Source organism: Zavarzinella formosa DSM 19928 (assembly GCF_000255705.1).
GTDB classification, from domain to species: Bacteria; Planctomycetota; Planctomycetia; order Gemmatales; family Gemmataceae; genus Zavarzinella; species Zavarzinella formosa.
Genome location: NZ_JH636441.1, coordinates 1,049,702 through 1,063,930 on the forward strand (window position 1 = coordinate 1,049,702; position 14,229 = coordinate 1,063,930).

The following is a 14,229-nucleotide window of genomic DNA, read 5'->3' on the forward strand; positions in this document are numbered from 1 at the left end:
ATGTCGCGGGTCTACTTGGCTGGCGCTTCAACCGTCACTTTGGCCTCGGAAACCACCGCGTACTTGCCGTCTTGGAGGGCGGTTCCCCGGATCGTGAGGACATGCTCGCCATCGAGTTTCGCGGCCGGGTCGCAGGTGATGCGGAAGACGGCCGTTGCCTGGCCGGGGGCGACGGTCACCGGTTCGGCCTTGAACCCGCCGGTTAGCCCTTCGGGGAGCCGTAGTTCCAACTTCACCGGAACCGATAGTTTCGGCGACCGCAGAATGGACACCGGAACATCAATGGTTTCCCCCGGTTTGATTTTGGCTTCCTTGGTTCCCGCATCAACCTTCAAAATCGATCCTTCGATGGACATGGTGATCCGGCCGCTCATCGGCGTGGCCAGATAACGAGTGCGGCCTTTGGCGTCCGGCACTTTGACGACGCCGATCAATTCCATGCGGGATGTTCGCGTTGTTTCCAGCCATTCCGGCATGAAGCAGGGGTAAAACGCATTATTGGCCTCGGCCGGCACGATCATGTCTGGCCCGGTGATGCCTTGGCGTTGATACGATTGGGCTGCCGACATTTGCAGGCTGACCTCGCCTTTGAAATCGTTGAGCCGTTCGAGTGTCACCTCGGCCGGGTGGGTGCTGCCGCGATGCACTTTGCGGCCGCCGTCGGCCTCCACAGCCACCAGTTTGAGTCGGGGCAACAGAGTTGTGGACATTAGGATCGAAGTGGTCCGTTCTTCTTCCGGATAACGCACCCCAAGATTACTGATGATCGGGGCGAATGCTTGCCGCGTGAGAGCCTCGGCCCCCGTCCCGCCGGTTCCGGTAATGGTCACCAGACTGGCCGACGCCGGGACGGTTTCAAGGGAAGTCAGCGTGATTTTCAACTCGGGTTTGTCCGCCGGGATCACCAAGTTTGGCGGCGCTGTCACCCCTTCGGGAAGTCCCGCGATGGTGAGCGTGATCGGGTCTTTGAAACCGCCGGTTCGCAGAACTTTCACGGTGAGATCGGTCGGCGTGCCGAGCGGCACGTTCAACCGGGCCACCGTGGAAAGCGTGAAATCACGGGGGGCTTTTTCAGCCGAGAGCCGCCACACTGCCGCCCGGTTGCCGTGTTTGCCGGACTGATCGGAAACGACCAGCGTGAACACCCCGTCGGCCGGAAGAGTGAAGGCCAGTCCCGCGTCTGTTGTTCCGGGCAAATCCTCGACTCGCACGAGTTCTTTGCCATCTGCCCCGAGAACGGCCAATGTCAAATCCAACGGCGAACCGAACCGCCGGGCCTCGGCCGCTAAATTCCACACGTCCCCTTTCTTTCCCTCGCAACGGAAGCGGGCTTCCGTCACTGCTTGATCGAACACGCCAGTCACGGCCGATGGAAGGGTGATCGGTTGTCCCGCCATTGGCCCGGCGAGTGTTTCGGGTAAGTTGCTCAGGGGAATCTCGAAGGCGGGGCTTGTTCCAAAAGGAGTTTCAAGGCGATAAGCGAGGGCATCCATCTTCAGATCGGCGGGGAAGGTGATTTTGCGGGTGACCGATTCCAGCTTTGGCTTTCCAGTCGCCAGCCCCAGCCCGACGAATTCCACATCGCGAGTCTCGCCCCGTTTGCCCGCCGCCGGGATGGTGGCCGTCACTTGGGGGCCGGGCGTGAGCGCCAGCCGATAGACGAATGAGCGGTCGCCGCGAAAGTCGAGATCGTTGACGTTGACGGTGTATTCCATCCCGGCGACGGCCGCGAAGGTGACTGCCAAATCTTGCCCGTCGGTGTCCACGGCGTCGGCAACCAAATTTCCCTTGGCGTCCCGCACGGAAAGAGCCGAATTCATGTTCACACCGAGCCGGCGGGCAAACAATTCGCAGGTGACCGGGCCGTCCTTCGCCACCGAGAATCGGTAACGGTCCACTTCCTCGATCCGCGACAGGTAACCGTTGACCGTGACGGGCAGGGCGGGAAGTTTTTGAATGACTTTCGAGGGTGCTTCCTCGGTCACTTCCGGTTCGTTGCCGACCCAGAAAACGCCCGTCTTTAATCCCGCCCCGCTGGCGCTGGCGACCACCCATCGAACCGGCCCGCTTGGCATCCCGGCGGGCAGCGTGATTTTGGCCGGTTGTTCACGGGGGAGCAGGGCCGAGGTCAGTGTGCTTTTCGCCCCGAACCAATACGGCGGCGGGGGCACGATGATCGGCCCTTGTTCGCCGGTGGTTTCGATTTTTACACGCGGATCAAGGGCAAAGAACTGGACATCAGGCGTCCAGTCAAAGCCGCCGAGCCGGACATCAACGACCGTTCCGGCCTTTCCGCCCGGCGGATAGACATATCCCGGCTCCGGGGCCTTCAAATCGCCGGTTTGTTTCTTCTTTTGAGCAAGCGCATTTGGGGAAGAGAGACTCAGCCAACAGGCAAAAACGGCCAGAAAACCCAATGATCCGCGAAATGAAATTCCGTTTGGTCTCGTCAACACGTCGGCCCCCGTTGCTGGTCTTCCGGATACGATTAGTCTAACATTCGGCCGTGAACGGGCGTAATGAAAAATCATGGGCGATCAGACGCCGGACGATGATGAACAGCCGCCGCCGAGGCCAGCGTCTTTGAAAAACAGGAGAGATCGAGATGGTGCGAATCGGGTTGGTGGGTGTCGGGTTCATGGGCATGATCGCGTAGTTTTTCCCTTCTTTTCCCTGCATTGATGCGATTTTTCCTGCGTTTTCTGCATTCCTTGCGTCATGACCCACTAGGTCGTGCGTGCTTCCCAAGCTCAGTTGGCAATCATGCATTATGGCGTTACTTGGTTATTGCGGAGTCATTCAAGCAATCAAATACCTTCGCAACATCAAGTCGATGATTCTCGCATGAATCCTCCTCAACGACTGCGGCGTGCCGGACTGATGTGCGCAAAGAATGCCGCGTTCCCCCAAGCAGTTCGTCGCCGTGAGCAGCAGCTCCTTTCTTTGCCTCGCCAAGGGTGTTACTATTAAAAGCGGCTTTAAGTTCTCTTCCGCTTTCGCCGTACGGGGGAATGCACAATGTGGTGGTCACGATTGCAAGTGTGGGCTTTCGGGTGGGTAGTCATCGGAGGCGTTGTTGCGTCTCAAAACGCCCTGGCTCAATCTCCCCCAGTTGAACCGGGCGTCAAGCAAGGAACTCTCCGGCCAAAGGGTGGTGAGCCGACGTCTCCCAAAGATAGCCGTGATGTGGAAGTGGAGGCTCTCAAAAAGGAAATCGAGGTTTTGCGCAAGAAAATTGAGACTCTCAGCAAGACGGGGGAACAACCCCGACAGGAGCGTCACAAGATCGTGGTCACCAGCCCGCTGACGAAAGATGTCGTTATTGCCCAGCAGTATGTCGCCAAGATCCACTCGCAACGCCACATCAATGTCTGTTCGTTGCAGATGGGATATCTGGAGGCGGTCCATGTCAAAGAAGGTCAGGCGGTGAAAAAGGGCGATGTGATATTCAAAGTCCTGCCCGTTCTTTATCAGGCAAAGCTGGATGCCGAGATGGCCGAGGTCAAACTTGCTCAAATCGAGTTCGGCAACACCGAAAAATTGTTCAAGCAAAAAGTGGTTTCTCAGCAAGAGATGGAACTTTCCCAAGCCAAACTGGCCAAGGCCCAAGCCAAGGCGAAGCTGGCCGAGGCCGAATTGGGCTTTACCATCGTCCGGGCGCCTTTCGATGGCATTGTTGATCGCATGCAACAACAGGAAGGCAGCTTGGTCAAGGATGGGGATGTCCTCACCACCTTGTCCGATAACAGCACGATGTGGGTTTACTTCAATGTGTCCGAGGCCCGCTACCTCGAATACATGACCGACAAGGAACAGTTTAAGGAGGGATTGCCAATCGAACTGGCGCTGGCGAATGGCCGCAAGTTTCCCCAGACGGGCAAGCTCGGCACCATTGATGCGAAATTCAACAACGAGTCCGGAACCATCTCCTTCCGCGCGGATTTTCCGAACCCCGACCGCCTGTTGCGTCATGGTCAGAGTGGTGCCGTGTTGATCGGTCAGAAGTTGAACAACGTCATCGTTATCCCCCAGAAGGCGACGTTCGAGATCGCCGACAAGCGGTACGTTTACGTCATTGGCAAAGATGACGTGGCACATCGGCGTGAGATCGTTATCCGGCACGAAGTGGATGACATTTTTGTCATCAAGAAGGGACTTGATGCGACCGACAAGATCGTTCTCGATGGAGTCCGGCAGATTCGGGAGGGAGAAAAGGTGGAATACGAGTTTCGCAAGCCGGAAGAGGCTGCGACAACCCAGAAAGACCGTGCGGATAAGTGATCCCTTCGCGATGTGCGCCCAAGCGGACGACGGCCGGTGTTTTGGTTGTGTTGGACCGGCCAAATTCTTCGGCTCTCGTGGCTTTTGCCGTTCGGGGGGCAGATCGGCCCCTGATTCTCTGTCAATGACTTGAATCATTTCACCACGTCTTTGTTGTTGCGTTCTGTCGTCAGCACGGGCTAACAATCGTTTTTTCTTCAATTTCCAAAGCGGCAAATCCTTCCGGGCTTTCCATTGTTTCCCCGTCATCCGCTCTCGCGTGGGGTCGCCATCCCTCCCGGAACGTAATCTCTTGCGTGAATTTCTAATGATCCGGCTGAAAAACATCGTTCTGGCGGCGCCGGGCCGACATAGGACGTATATCTTTCCCAAGAAGTGAAATCGATTGTCCCGGTCACTTGGATTTCAACAACGATGCCGCCCGGCGACTGGATTCTCATCGGTTTGATGGCCCTCGCGGCCGTGCCGTGGCTTGTGCTGGCCGCAGAGGCGTTATTGTCGTTACTGCCGGTCCGATCGGAAAAATCATTAAATGCGGACCGGCCGACATGTGGCATTTTGGTTCCCGCCCACAATGAGGCCACCGGAATTGTGGCCACTGTGCGGAACCTGACATCTCAATTGCGGCCCGGTGATGTCTTGTTGGTGGTGGCGGACAATTGCACCGACGAAACAGCTGCCTTGGCCCGTGAAGCTGGGGCAACAGTGACTGAGCGACACGACGCCGAACGCCGGGGAAAAGGTTTTGCTCTCGATCACGGATTGGGCCAGCTTCCCCCCGAATTGCCGGTCGTGCTGGTGGTGGATGCGGATTGTGAAATGGAGGCCGGGGCCGTTGATCGGCTGGCCGAGGCCGCTCATTGTCTGCAACGCCCGGTTCAGGGTGTTTACCTGATTGGCACGGGCAAGGAATCGGACCCGAAACGCCAGTTATCGGCGTTCGCCGTGCTGTTGAAGAACAAGATTCGCCCGCTTGGGTTGCACCGGGCGGGATTGCCCTGCCTCCTGACCGGAACGGGCATGGCTTTCCCAAGAGAGGCTCTTCGGAAAGTCAACTTGGGGTCCGGGAACATCGTTGAAGACATGAAGTTGGGGGTGGATCTCGCCCTCGCTGGTTATGCCCCCCGCTTGATTCCGGCGGTACGATTGCGGGGAGCGGCCGCCCCGGACAAGGGGGCCGCGATCAAACAACGAACCCGGTGGGAACACGGGCATGTGGCCACCCTGATTTATGGAACACCCCGGTTGCTGGCGGCCGGAGTTTTCAGAGCGCGACCCGGTTTGATCGGGTTGGGGTTGGAATTGGGTGTCCCGCCGTTGTCCTTGCTCGTTCTGGTTGCGATTGGATTGTTCACCGGATGCGTGGTTTGGTGGCAACTCGGCGGGAGCTGGATTCCCGGCGCGGAAATTGCGGGATCTATTTTGATCGCCGGATTGTCGGTTTTTGCCGCATGGATCAAACATGGTCGAACGACCGTTCCGTTGAAAACACTGCTTTTGCTGCCGGGATATGTGGCATGGAAAATACCGATTTACCTGAAAATGCTTGTTTCCCGGCAACGAAAATGGGTGCGAACGGATCGCGCAGCAGAAGAAGTTCAAGTTAAGGCATGATAGTTGCACTTGAATTTTACGATTCTGGCAATTATTCTCTATCTTCAACTTGTCCGGGAACAGCGGATGAAACCGCATGTGTCCCTTGTGGGGATATTGAGCGTAATTTGTTAAAAAACGCAACGATGAGAGACGGATGACAGCCGTTCTAACAACAGCAACGCAGTTTCGCACCACCCTGCCAACGGTGCAATTATTGCCCGTGTATCTCCGCTCGACAGCGGGGCCATCCACGGCCTACCTGACTGCCAAGCGGATCGCGGACATTGTGATCGCCTCCGTCATGCTGGTCGTGCTGGCGCCGATGTTTCTGATTGTGTCTCTTTGCGTGAAATTCACCGATGGCGGCCCGGTCTTCTTCCGTCAAAAACGAGTCGGCCGCAACGGCCGGGTGTTCGACTTCTACAAGTTCCGATCCATGGTGATGGATGCGGAAGCCAAGAAGGCCGAACTGATGCGGAAAAACAAACACGCTAACTCAATCACTTTCAAGATGTGCCGCGATCCGCGGGTGACTTGGGTCGGCCGCATTCTTCGCAAAACGAGCGTTGATGAACTTCCGCAACTTTGGAATGTGTTGACGGGCGAAATGACCCTCGTGGGACCGCGGCCGGCTGTTGTCTCCGAAGTCGAGCGATACAATTTGCGGGAACGCAAACGCCTTGGCGTCACCCCCGGTTTGACCTGCATCTGGCAAGTCAGCGGCCGGGCTGATCTCGACTTTCAACAGCAAGTCGAACTCGATATCCGCTACATCCGCGAACGCGACTTTTGGATGGACATCCGATTGATCGTCCTCACCGTTCCCGCCGTTCTCAGCGGCAAGGGCGCTTACTAATCTGTGAGTCATCTTCATACGCGGCGTGATTGATTATTGATCACCGGATGGGTTTTCCTCGAATCATCACAAGTCTATGCCTGATTAAATCTTCCTCATCACTTCGTGCAACCGAATGTGATGAGGGCCGAGTTTCCCGCCGTAATTCCCGGCGCTGATTCGCACGACGCCTGGCCCGCAAGCGGCTTGAACTCCTGCTCGTGTGGCATCTTCAACAGCGTACAAATCCAACCCGTCAATCACCAGTTCGTAAACGGCGTTCACGCCATCAGGAAGTTCCGATTTCCCGATGCCGCGAAGGGTCGGGCAATAGGCCTGATTGGTGCTGGCTTTCAATGTTTTGTATTTGCTCCCCACCTTGCTGCCGCTTCGCACGACACCACCGGGAAACGGCAAAATAACGCCGGGAACGTTCGCAATCGCTTGGGTTGCGTTCTCGGCGGCCCGCAAGGCGATTTCCTGCGTATGGGCCAGGATTAAGAAGTTCCCCCCGGCCACTCCTTTGACCGTGCCAAACACGTCTTCACAGGTGAATTCACCGTCCATCACCGGGATTCGCCAGTAACGGCGGCCATCGAACACCTTGCTGGATTGCCAGCCGTCCCCGAAGAATCGCAGGTTGCCCCCGATGCGGATGCTCTTCTCCGTCACCGGCAGGCCGTTGTAACAGGCCGTCGTCGGGCAAGTCAGCACGCATTGCCCCACCCGGTTGATGACGGCTTTTTGCAAGGCATCCCGGCTGAAGGCGAACATCAGCACGCTCACCCCCGGCCGGCCGTCCGGCGTTTCATCCGGCGATAAAACCCGTTCCACAGCGGCTTCGGCATCGCACCCGATCACACTGGCCGCATATCCGGTTGCCTCGCGGGCGGCGATCATTGCCCAATGATCGTTGATGGCCGTCAGCACGAGCCGGGCACCCGTCATGGGGAATGCCTCGGCAAAGGTATCCTCGATCTCGGTTCCGCCAACGATCATGAGCCTGCCCATAAAGTTTGGTCACGATTGGTTTATCAAAATGCGGAATATGGAATGACAACCCGATTGGTCAACAGCGGAAAGATGGCCAGACACGCTTGTTTTGTCTCATCTCCTGCGCTCGCTGAATTCCGCATTTTTCAGGCTCTTCAGAAATTCCGCCCGGAAACGTGAATTGTTCCTCAGATTCGGCTTGCAGTGATTTCCCACATCCGGTATCGGCTCCCTTCGCACGGGGAATTCTCGGGGGGGCGGACGCCGTTCACTCACCTCGGTTTCCGCTCGAGAAATCTCCGGCAACACGAACGCCGCACTTTTGCTGATGCAAAACGTCGCCGATTATCGGCGAATGCGGTCGCACGCCTGGCGTGTGTTTGGGACAGCCTGATCGACGGGGGACGGTCATGAAGCGTTTGATGCTCAACCGCTGGAAGAAATGGCTCTTCGGGGCGGTGATGGCCGTGTCGGCCACCGGTTGCACGAAGCAATTGTACATGACCCCCGAGACCAAAGATCTCGCAACATCCATCGGCTTGCCGCCGGATCTTGCCACCAATCCGAACATTGTGGCCACGCCCGATGTCGCCGATCACAAGGCGCCGTCCACGGTGCTGGAAGCGAACCGGGAGCCCCGGTATATGACGCTCCAGGAAGCCTTCGCCCTCGCGTTGGAACGCGGGAACGTGGGCACCCAGCAAGGGAGCAACTTTGGCAACCTCGGGGCCGGTTCGGGCCGCGGCAACCTCTTCCAGGATGACCTGACCGGAAACTTCCGGCCGGCGGGCGGGGGGGATGATTCCATCCGGGCCTTCGCCCTTGACCCGGCCATCGCCGCCGCGGACATCGAAGGGGCGTTGTCCAAGTTCGACGCCCGGATCACCACCAGCATGAGCTGGCAGAAGACCGACCAGTTGGTGGCGAACGTCTTCAACAACTTCAACAACGGGGATCTGGCGGCCTTCAGCAGCGGTTTGTTCAAACCGCTGCCCACCGGGGGCGTGGCCGGCATCACCTTCTTGACCAACTATCAGAAACTCGGGGCCATCCCCGCCGGGTTCGCGGCCATCAACCCGTCGTACCAACCGTCGCTGTTGTTCCAGTTTGAGCAACCCTTGCTCCGGGACAACGGGATCGACATCAACCAATTGCTTCCCGCCCATCCGGGATCGCTCACCTTCACCACGCGGGCGAGCGGCGGCCGGACAGAAGGCATCCTGGTCACCCGCATCCGTGCGGAACAGGCCCGCAGCACGTTCGAGCGGGACGTCAACTTGATGATCCTGAACGTGGAATCGACCTACTGGCAGCTTTATGCGTTCTACTTTGCCAAATACGCCGCCGAGCAAGCCCTGAGACAGGGTTACATCACTTGGGACCAACTCCAGCAGTTGCAGACCGCCGGTTTGCAAACCAAGCAAGGCGTGGCCCAGGCCCGCGCCCAGTTGGAAGAGTTTCGCTTCAACTATATGACGGCCCTGCAAAACGTCATCGAAACCGAACGACAGCTTCGTGGTCTTATTGGAATGACCTTGGAGGACGGCAAGCGGATTGTCCCCGCCGACGCCCCGACGCTGGCTCCGTACAAACCGGATTACAATTCATCGCTCGTCGAGGCGTTGAACAACCGGCCCGAACTGGCGGTGGCCCGTGATGAGTTGAAGGTCCAGCAACTCAACGTCATGCTCCAGCAGAACAACATCCGGCCGGATTTGCGGTTCTTCGGTAACTACAACATCAACGCGAACGGCACGCGGCTGGACGGCCCCGGCCCCACGACGACCTTGGTGAACGGCCAGTTTGTCAACAACACGAACAATGCCTTGGCGACCCTTGCGGACAACAAGTTCAACAACTGGCAGTTCGGTCTCCGGTTCGATATGCCGTTGGGCACGCGGGACGCCCATGCCCAGCTTAAGGTGGCCCAGCTGAACCTAGCCCGCAGCCACATCACGCTCAAGAACCAAGAGCGGAAGGCTGAGTCCCTGATGGGCTCGATTTATCAGCAACTGGTTTTCCAATATGAGCAGATCAAGCTCCAGCGGGCACGCCGGATCGCGCTTGGCACGCAGTTGGAAGGTCAGTTCGAGCGGGTGAAGATCGGGAAAGATCCGCTGATTCAGTTGTTGGACGCCCAGAACCGCTTTGCGGATGCCATCCGTGCCGAGCATCAGGCCATCGCCAACTACAACGTTGCGATCGCCGGGTTCCAATACTCGAAGGGGGCAATCCTCGCGTTCAACAACATCCAGATCATGGACGGGGCCTTGCCTCCGGGCGTCGCCGAACGGGCGGCCGATCATTACGGGGCCAAGTCCGCCGCCATCACGCTGCGGGAACGGGCGAGCAACACAACGCTTCCGCAAGACATGGAAACGCCTGCCCCGCTGCCGGGGTTGGTCGAAGGGGGCCAGCCGTTGCCGGCGGCGCTCAACGGAATGATGTCGACCCCGCTGGTGCCGAATCTGAATCCGAACATGAGCCCCGCTCCGATGAGCACGACACCGCCGGCTCCGTTGCCCATGCCGTCTCCGATGCCCACGCCCGCGCCGACTCCGAAGCCGGCGGGCAAAGAAGTGATGCGGCCGCTCAATGGAACGCCAATGACCACGCTGGAACCGCAAAGCCTGCCGGGCGTTTCGACCATCGGGCCGAGCCTGAACCCGGCCGATGCGATTCCCTCCGTGCCGGTCTCCCGGTTCCGGCCGTGATTTCGGTTCTTGTTTACGAAGAGATCACCGTAACTTGGGCGGGGGGCGACCATGCGTCGCTCTCCGCTTCTTTGTTGCGCGAAGGCCGGGCGATGCTGGAAGCCGTGACGGCCGATCTTCGCAAATTGCCCGGTGTTGACTGTCAAATCGCCACATCCCGCGAGCTACTGCTTTCCCAAACGACCAATGCCACTCACACCCTCTTGATCGCCCCGGAATTCGATGGCATTTTGCATGGCCTCGCCAAGCGAGTCGTCGAAGCCGGGGGCACGCTCCTCGGGCCATCGCCAGAAGCAATCCGGTTGACTGGCGACAAACTTCTACTCTTCGATTGGTGGAAACGTCACAGAGTGCCCACCCCGTCCACTTGGGAATATGACGCCAAACCCGCGAACTCACCAATTGTCGTGAAACCCCGTGACGGCGCGGGGTCGCAGGCCACCCGCTTATTGAAGCCGGGGGAAATATTCGCCGAAATGTGGGCCGGGCCGTTGATTGCCCAAGAATATGTTGAGGGAATTTCCGCGAGTGTTGCCTTGTTATGCGGCCCGACCGGCATGAGGCCGCTGTGGCCGTGCGAGCAGATGCTTTCCAAGGATGGGTATTTTGCCTATCTGGGCGGTCGAACAATCACCGATGCAGGTTTGTCGAAACGGGCCACGGACATCGCCCAACGGGCGGCCGAATGTGTGCCGGGATTACTTGGGTATGTCGGGGTCGATGTGGTGATTGGCGACGATGGCCGGGATTGGGCCATCGAGATCAACCCGCGTCTCACGACCAGTTACGTCGGCCTGCGGGCGAAGGCCGACACGAATTTGATGGCCGCGATCCTGTCAATTGTTCGCGGCGAAGAAACGACGGTGGCTTGGCGGAATGAGGGTTATGCCTTCACCCCGGACGGCACAGTCACCGGCTTTCCGGCGTGATCCCCAGAACAATGTTGAAGTTGGCCGCGAGTTCACCAGTCTTGGATTCCTTGATCGGGGCAAAGTCCGCGCACAAGGCGGCCCGGCCTTTCTCATCCTTCACGCCCATGTAGATGAAATCCTTTTCGTTCCGCTGTTCCCCTTTGATGTAAAGTTGGGTTGTCAGCGCTTCCTTGCCGCCCCGCTTGATCTTGAAGTGAATATGTGGCGAACGGCCGGGATAGGCCACCGGCTTGATCGTGCGGAAGTAATACTCGCCGTCTTTGTTGGTGGTGAAGCGGCCAAACCCCTGAAAGTTTTTGTCCTTGGTGTTCGCGTTGTCCGTCTTGGAATGCCGGTAGGCGCCGCCGTTGTCGCATTGCCAGATCTCGACGACGGAGTTGCCAAGCGGCTTGCCATCCAAGTCCAGCACCTTCCCGGTCAGATGGGTAATCTCGCCGACGCCGGGGGTGATGCTGTCATTGATGATGAGCAGATCGTTGTCCGTGTCCAGCGGCAACTTGTCCGGGTAAAAGGGGCCTTCAGTTTGTTTGGGCGTGCGGGTGAGGGCCTCCGCGAAGGCTCCCGGCACGGTGAACAGACTCAGGGCCGTGGCCCCGGCGCTCCCGAGAAACAGCCGCCGGGACGGCACAAAACGCATGTCATTCATGATTCGGACTCCATCGAAGAGACGGACGGAAATGAATAGGTAACAGGACTCGTCAAAGACAGGCGATACTATTGGGCGTATTTGCCGACGGGCCGAATTTTGGGACTCAACTCCGGGCGGTCTTGGCGTTCAGCCGAAGAATTGGAAGCCGAATCGCCCACCCGGATCGGGGTCTTGCAAATCAGACAGGGCACGATCTTGCCACGATCATGTTCTTCCACGAGCATGAACTTTCGGCATCTCGCTTCCGGACATTGCACCGCGAAGACCATGACCCGCCTCGCTTTCCCGGCCCATCATTCGTCGTGTTACAGTGTCACCCATTCCGGATAAGATTTCAAGGGGGCGCTCATTTCACGTTCAACGTTTTATTCCGCCCTCATCAAATCTCATCCGGTTTTTTGCCACACGCCGATGACCGATTTGCCAAGCCGGCCGGCGAACAACTTGTCCAGCCAACGAGATTTGGGGACAACCTGGCCATCCCAGAAGGCGATCTGTTTCGGCGTCGGCATCGACTGGCCCATCACCATCCGGTTCCCGAAGGAAAGGATCATGCCAAGGCTGTCCAGATAGGCGACTCGCCGTCGGATCAGTTCCGGCGGCGCGGTGTCCGCGAATGTCCGGCAGGTGTAACGTCGATAATGTCCGATGGCCTTGTCAAACGGCGAAAACAAAAACTGGTGGGCGGGGCTGAGGGCCACCACATGCCCGCCGGGCCGGAGCAGTTTCGCCGCCCGTGCCATCTCGCCGTGGTCATCCTCAATGTGTTCCAGAACATCAATATAAGCGATGGCGTCATACTGCGGTTCGGGCGGCAACGTGTCCGTGGTTCCCACAATAATGTTGGGCGTCAACGGCAGGTCCGTGCGGGTGGCGATCTCGGCGGCCATCGTCGCGTCGGGTTCCAGACAGGTCCAGCTTCGTTCCTTGCCTGTCGCCAGCGCCTTGGTCGTCAGGCCGATGCCCGCCCCCACCTCCAGCACATCGCCGGTCACGAAGGGCCGCAAACAGGAGGTCCAGTACGCCTTCCAGTTCCGGGCGTTCCCGAAGAGTTCCAACTCCGTGCCGACATAAGAGAATTGGTCCGTCATGAGTCTCCCGGCATGAGGGTGATAACTTCGGCGATGTAATACTGATAATCGCGGATCGGCAGAAAACCGGCGGCGCTGCGTGACCCGAGAATAATGAACAGAAAAGCGATGGACAAGCCGATGCTGGTGAACAGCAAATTCGCCAGATGTCCGAAGGCCGTGGTCGCCCAGACCGGCACGGCGAGATCGGTGCCGAAGCGAACGCCCACCACTGCCGCCATCGCGCCCAGCACCAGCATGATGAGAATCATGTTGGCGATCAACAACCGCACGCCGACACGATCCGCGAACACGGCCATCGCGCTGAGTCCGTGGATCACCAAGGCGATATAGTTCATGCGGGATTGCCCCTCCAGCCGTTTGGCGCGGGGACAAGGTTCCATCACATGGGGCGTCCGGGATTTGAAAATCGTCGCCGCATAGTGGTTCCACAAATCGGCCTGAATCACGAGCCGGTTGAGCAGCACATGCGGCACGACACTGAAGTTCCCGACGCGGACTTTGTGCCCCGTGAGCAATCCATGCAGGAATCGATAAATCTGATAGCCGGCGCGAAAGCGGAGGTTTTCGGATCGCCGGACCCGTTCCGCGAAAACCACCTTCCGATCCCCCTCGGCGATAGCCCGCTTTAAAAGCCGGGGCACATCATCTGGAGAATCTTCGCCGTCGCCATCCATCACGACGATGTGTCGGCACGGCCAGTTGACCGCCACATGGGTGACGCCGATGGCGATGGCCCGTTGATGGCCGAGGTTCCCCCGGAGGTTCATCACCCGGATTTCGGCAAGATTCGGAAGAGTGGCCACCCGGCCGAATCCTGGCGGCGGCCCTTCAATCGAACCGTCGTTGACCAGCAACACGCTGAGGGATAACTGTTCCCGGCCAGCGGTCTCCGAAATTTGGCCGAGGAGAAGTCTCGCCGCTTCCCAATCGTTAAAGACGGGAATGATGATAATGACGGACGAATTCTGCATTGGGTGGATATAGCGGGCGGCGTAAACGGTTTCCACTTGAATGACCTTTGCTCATTCGTCCGACCGGGCGGCCAAGATGAGGAAGAAATTCGTCCTTGACCTGAAAAATTGCCCCTTGTGGCTGTCTTCCCGGTAACTTCACGCTTGTGTGAACCCTTCTCCCA

The 14,229-nt window shown here is 58.4% G+C and carries 11 protein-coding genes; 5 read left to right on the top strand and 6 right to left on the bottom strand.

What is annotated here, in order from left to right; genetic code table 11:
* Positions 1 to 11: 11 nt before the first annotated feature.
* Positions 12 to 2,456, bottom strand: a complete 2,445-nt coding sequence (locus BGIM_RS0121045) for a hypothetical protein (RefSeq protein WP_157369287.1) — start codon at positions 2,454 to 2,456, stop codon at positions 12 to 14.
* A 562-nt stretch (positions 2,457 to 3,018) separates the two neighbouring features.
* Here BGIM_RS0121045 and BGIM_RS0121055 point away from each other — a divergent pair.
* The 3 genes from BGIM_RS0121055 (at position 3,019) to BGIM_RS0121065 (ending at position 6,733) form a co-directional block, all read left to right on the top strand.
* Positions 3,019 to 4,281, top strand: coding sequence for an efflux RND transporter periplasmic adaptor subunit (locus BGIM_RS0121055; protein WP_084759962.1), 1,263 nt, complete (start codon positions 3,019 to 3,021; stop codon positions 4,279 to 4,281).
* A 375-nt stretch (positions 4,282 to 4,656) separates the two neighbouring features.
* Positions 4,657 to 5,895 carry a glycosyltransferase family 2 protein gene (locus BGIM_RS0121060; protein ID WP_020471714.1) on the top strand — a complete coding sequence of 413 codons (1,239 nt, stop codon included), beginning with the start codon at positions 4,657 to 4,659 and terminating at the stop codon, positions 5,893 to 5,895.
* A 136-nt stretch (positions 5,896 to 6,031) separates the two neighbouring features.
* Complete coding sequence (locus BGIM_RS0121065; RefSeq protein ID WP_020471715.1) at positions 6,032 to 6,733, top strand: sugar transferase; 702 nt, start codon at positions 6,032 to 6,034, stop codon at positions 6,731 to 6,733.
* Between the two features lie 84 nt (positions 6,734 to 6,817).
* Here the strand turns inward: BGIM_RS0121065 and fhcD are convergent, their stop codons facing one another.
* The gene (gene fhcD / locus BGIM_RS0121070) at positions 6,818 to 7,711 is read right to left on the bottom strand and encodes a formylmethanofuran--tetrahydromethanopterin N-formyltransferase (RefSeq protein ID WP_029630237.1); all 894 of its coding nucleotides are present in this window, start codon (positions 7,709 to 7,711) and stop codon (positions 6,818 to 6,820) included.
* Positions 7,712 to 8,115: 404 nt separating this feature from the next.
* Here fhcD and BGIM_RS0121075 point away from each other — a divergent pair, with 404 nt between their 5' ends.
* Both BGIM_RS0121075 and BGIM_RS51605 read left to right on the top strand, forming a co-directional pair.
* On the top strand, positions 8,116 to 10,419 hold the full coding sequence (locus tag BGIM_RS0121075) for a TolC family protein (protein WP_020471717.1): 2,304 nt from the start codon (positions 8,116 to 8,118) through the stop codon (positions 10,417 to 10,419).
* On the top strand, positions 10,416 to 11,348 hold the full coding sequence (locus BGIM_RS51605) for an ATP-grasp domain-containing protein (RefSeq protein WP_020471718.1): 933 nt from the start codon (positions 10,416 to 10,418) through the stop codon (positions 11,346 to 11,348). The genes BGIM_RS0121075 and BGIM_RS51605 overlap by 4 nt, the downstream gene beginning before the upstream one ends.
* Here the strand turns inward: BGIM_RS51605 and BGIM_RS0121085 are convergent.
* The 4 genes from BGIM_RS0121085 to BGIM_RS0121100 all read right to left on the bottom strand — a co-directional run bounded on the left by BGIM_RS0121085 (position 11,329) and on the right by BGIM_RS0121100 (position 14,101).
* Positions 11,329 to 11,997: a dioxygenase family protein gene (locus tag BGIM_RS0121085; protein WP_020471719.1), complete on the bottom strand. Its 669-nt coding sequence runs from the start codon at positions 11,995 to 11,997 to the stop codon at positions 11,329 to 11,331. The two genes, BGIM_RS51605 and BGIM_RS0121085, sit on opposite strands and share 20 nt — an antisense overlap.
* A gap of 68 nt (positions 11,998 to 12,065) precedes the next feature.
* Positions 12,066 to 12,224: a hypothetical protein gene (locus tag BGIM_RS0121090; protein WP_157369289.1), complete on the bottom strand. Its 159-nt coding sequence runs from the start codon at positions 12,222 to 12,224 to the stop codon at positions 12,066 to 12,068.
* A gap of 162 nt (positions 12,225 to 12,386) precedes the next feature.
* Entirely contained in the window at positions 12,387 to 13,091 is a 705-nt protein-coding gene (locus tag BGIM_RS0121095) for a class I SAM-dependent methyltransferase (protein ID WP_020471721.1), read from the bottom strand.
* The gene (locus tag BGIM_RS0121100) at positions 13,088 to 14,101 is read right to left on the bottom strand and encodes a glycosyltransferase (RefSeq protein ID WP_052639914.1); all 1,014 of its coding nucleotides are present in this window, start codon (positions 14,099 to 14,101) and stop codon (positions 13,088 to 13,090) included. Before BGIM_RS0121100 ends, BGIM_RS0121095 begins: the two co-directional genes overlap by 4 nt.
* Between the last annotated feature and the right edge of the window lie 128 nt (positions 14,102 to 14,229).

Coding starts and splice junctions, on each gene's coding strand:
- BGIM_RS0121055 (WP_084759962.1), top strand. CDS start 3,019: ATGTGGTGGTCACGATTGCAAGTGTGGGCTTTCGGGTGGGTAGTCATC.
- BGIM_RS0121065 (WP_020471715.1), top strand. CDS start 6,032: ATGACAGCCGTTCTAACAACAGCAACGCAGTTTCGCACCACCCTGCCA.
- fhcD (WP_029630237.1), bottom strand. CDS start 7,711: ATGATCGTTGGCGGAACCGAGATCGAGGATACCTTTGCCGAGGCATTC.
- BGIM_RS0121075 (WP_020471717.1), top strand. CDS start 8,116: ATGAAGCGTTTGATGCTCAACCGCTGGAAGAAATGGCTCTTCGGGGCG.
- BGIM_RS0121085 (WP_020471719.1), bottom strand. CDS start 11,997: ATGAATGACATGCGTTTTGTGCCGTCCCGGCGGCTGTTTCTCGGGAGC.
- BGIM_RS0121090 (WP_157369289.1), bottom strand. CDS start 12,224: ATGCTCGTGGAAGAACATGATCGTGGCAAGATCGTGCCCTGTCTGATT.
- BGIM_RS0121095 (WP_020471721.1), bottom strand. CDS start 13,091: ATGACGGACCAATTCTCTTATGTCGGCACGGAGTTGGAACTCTTCGGG.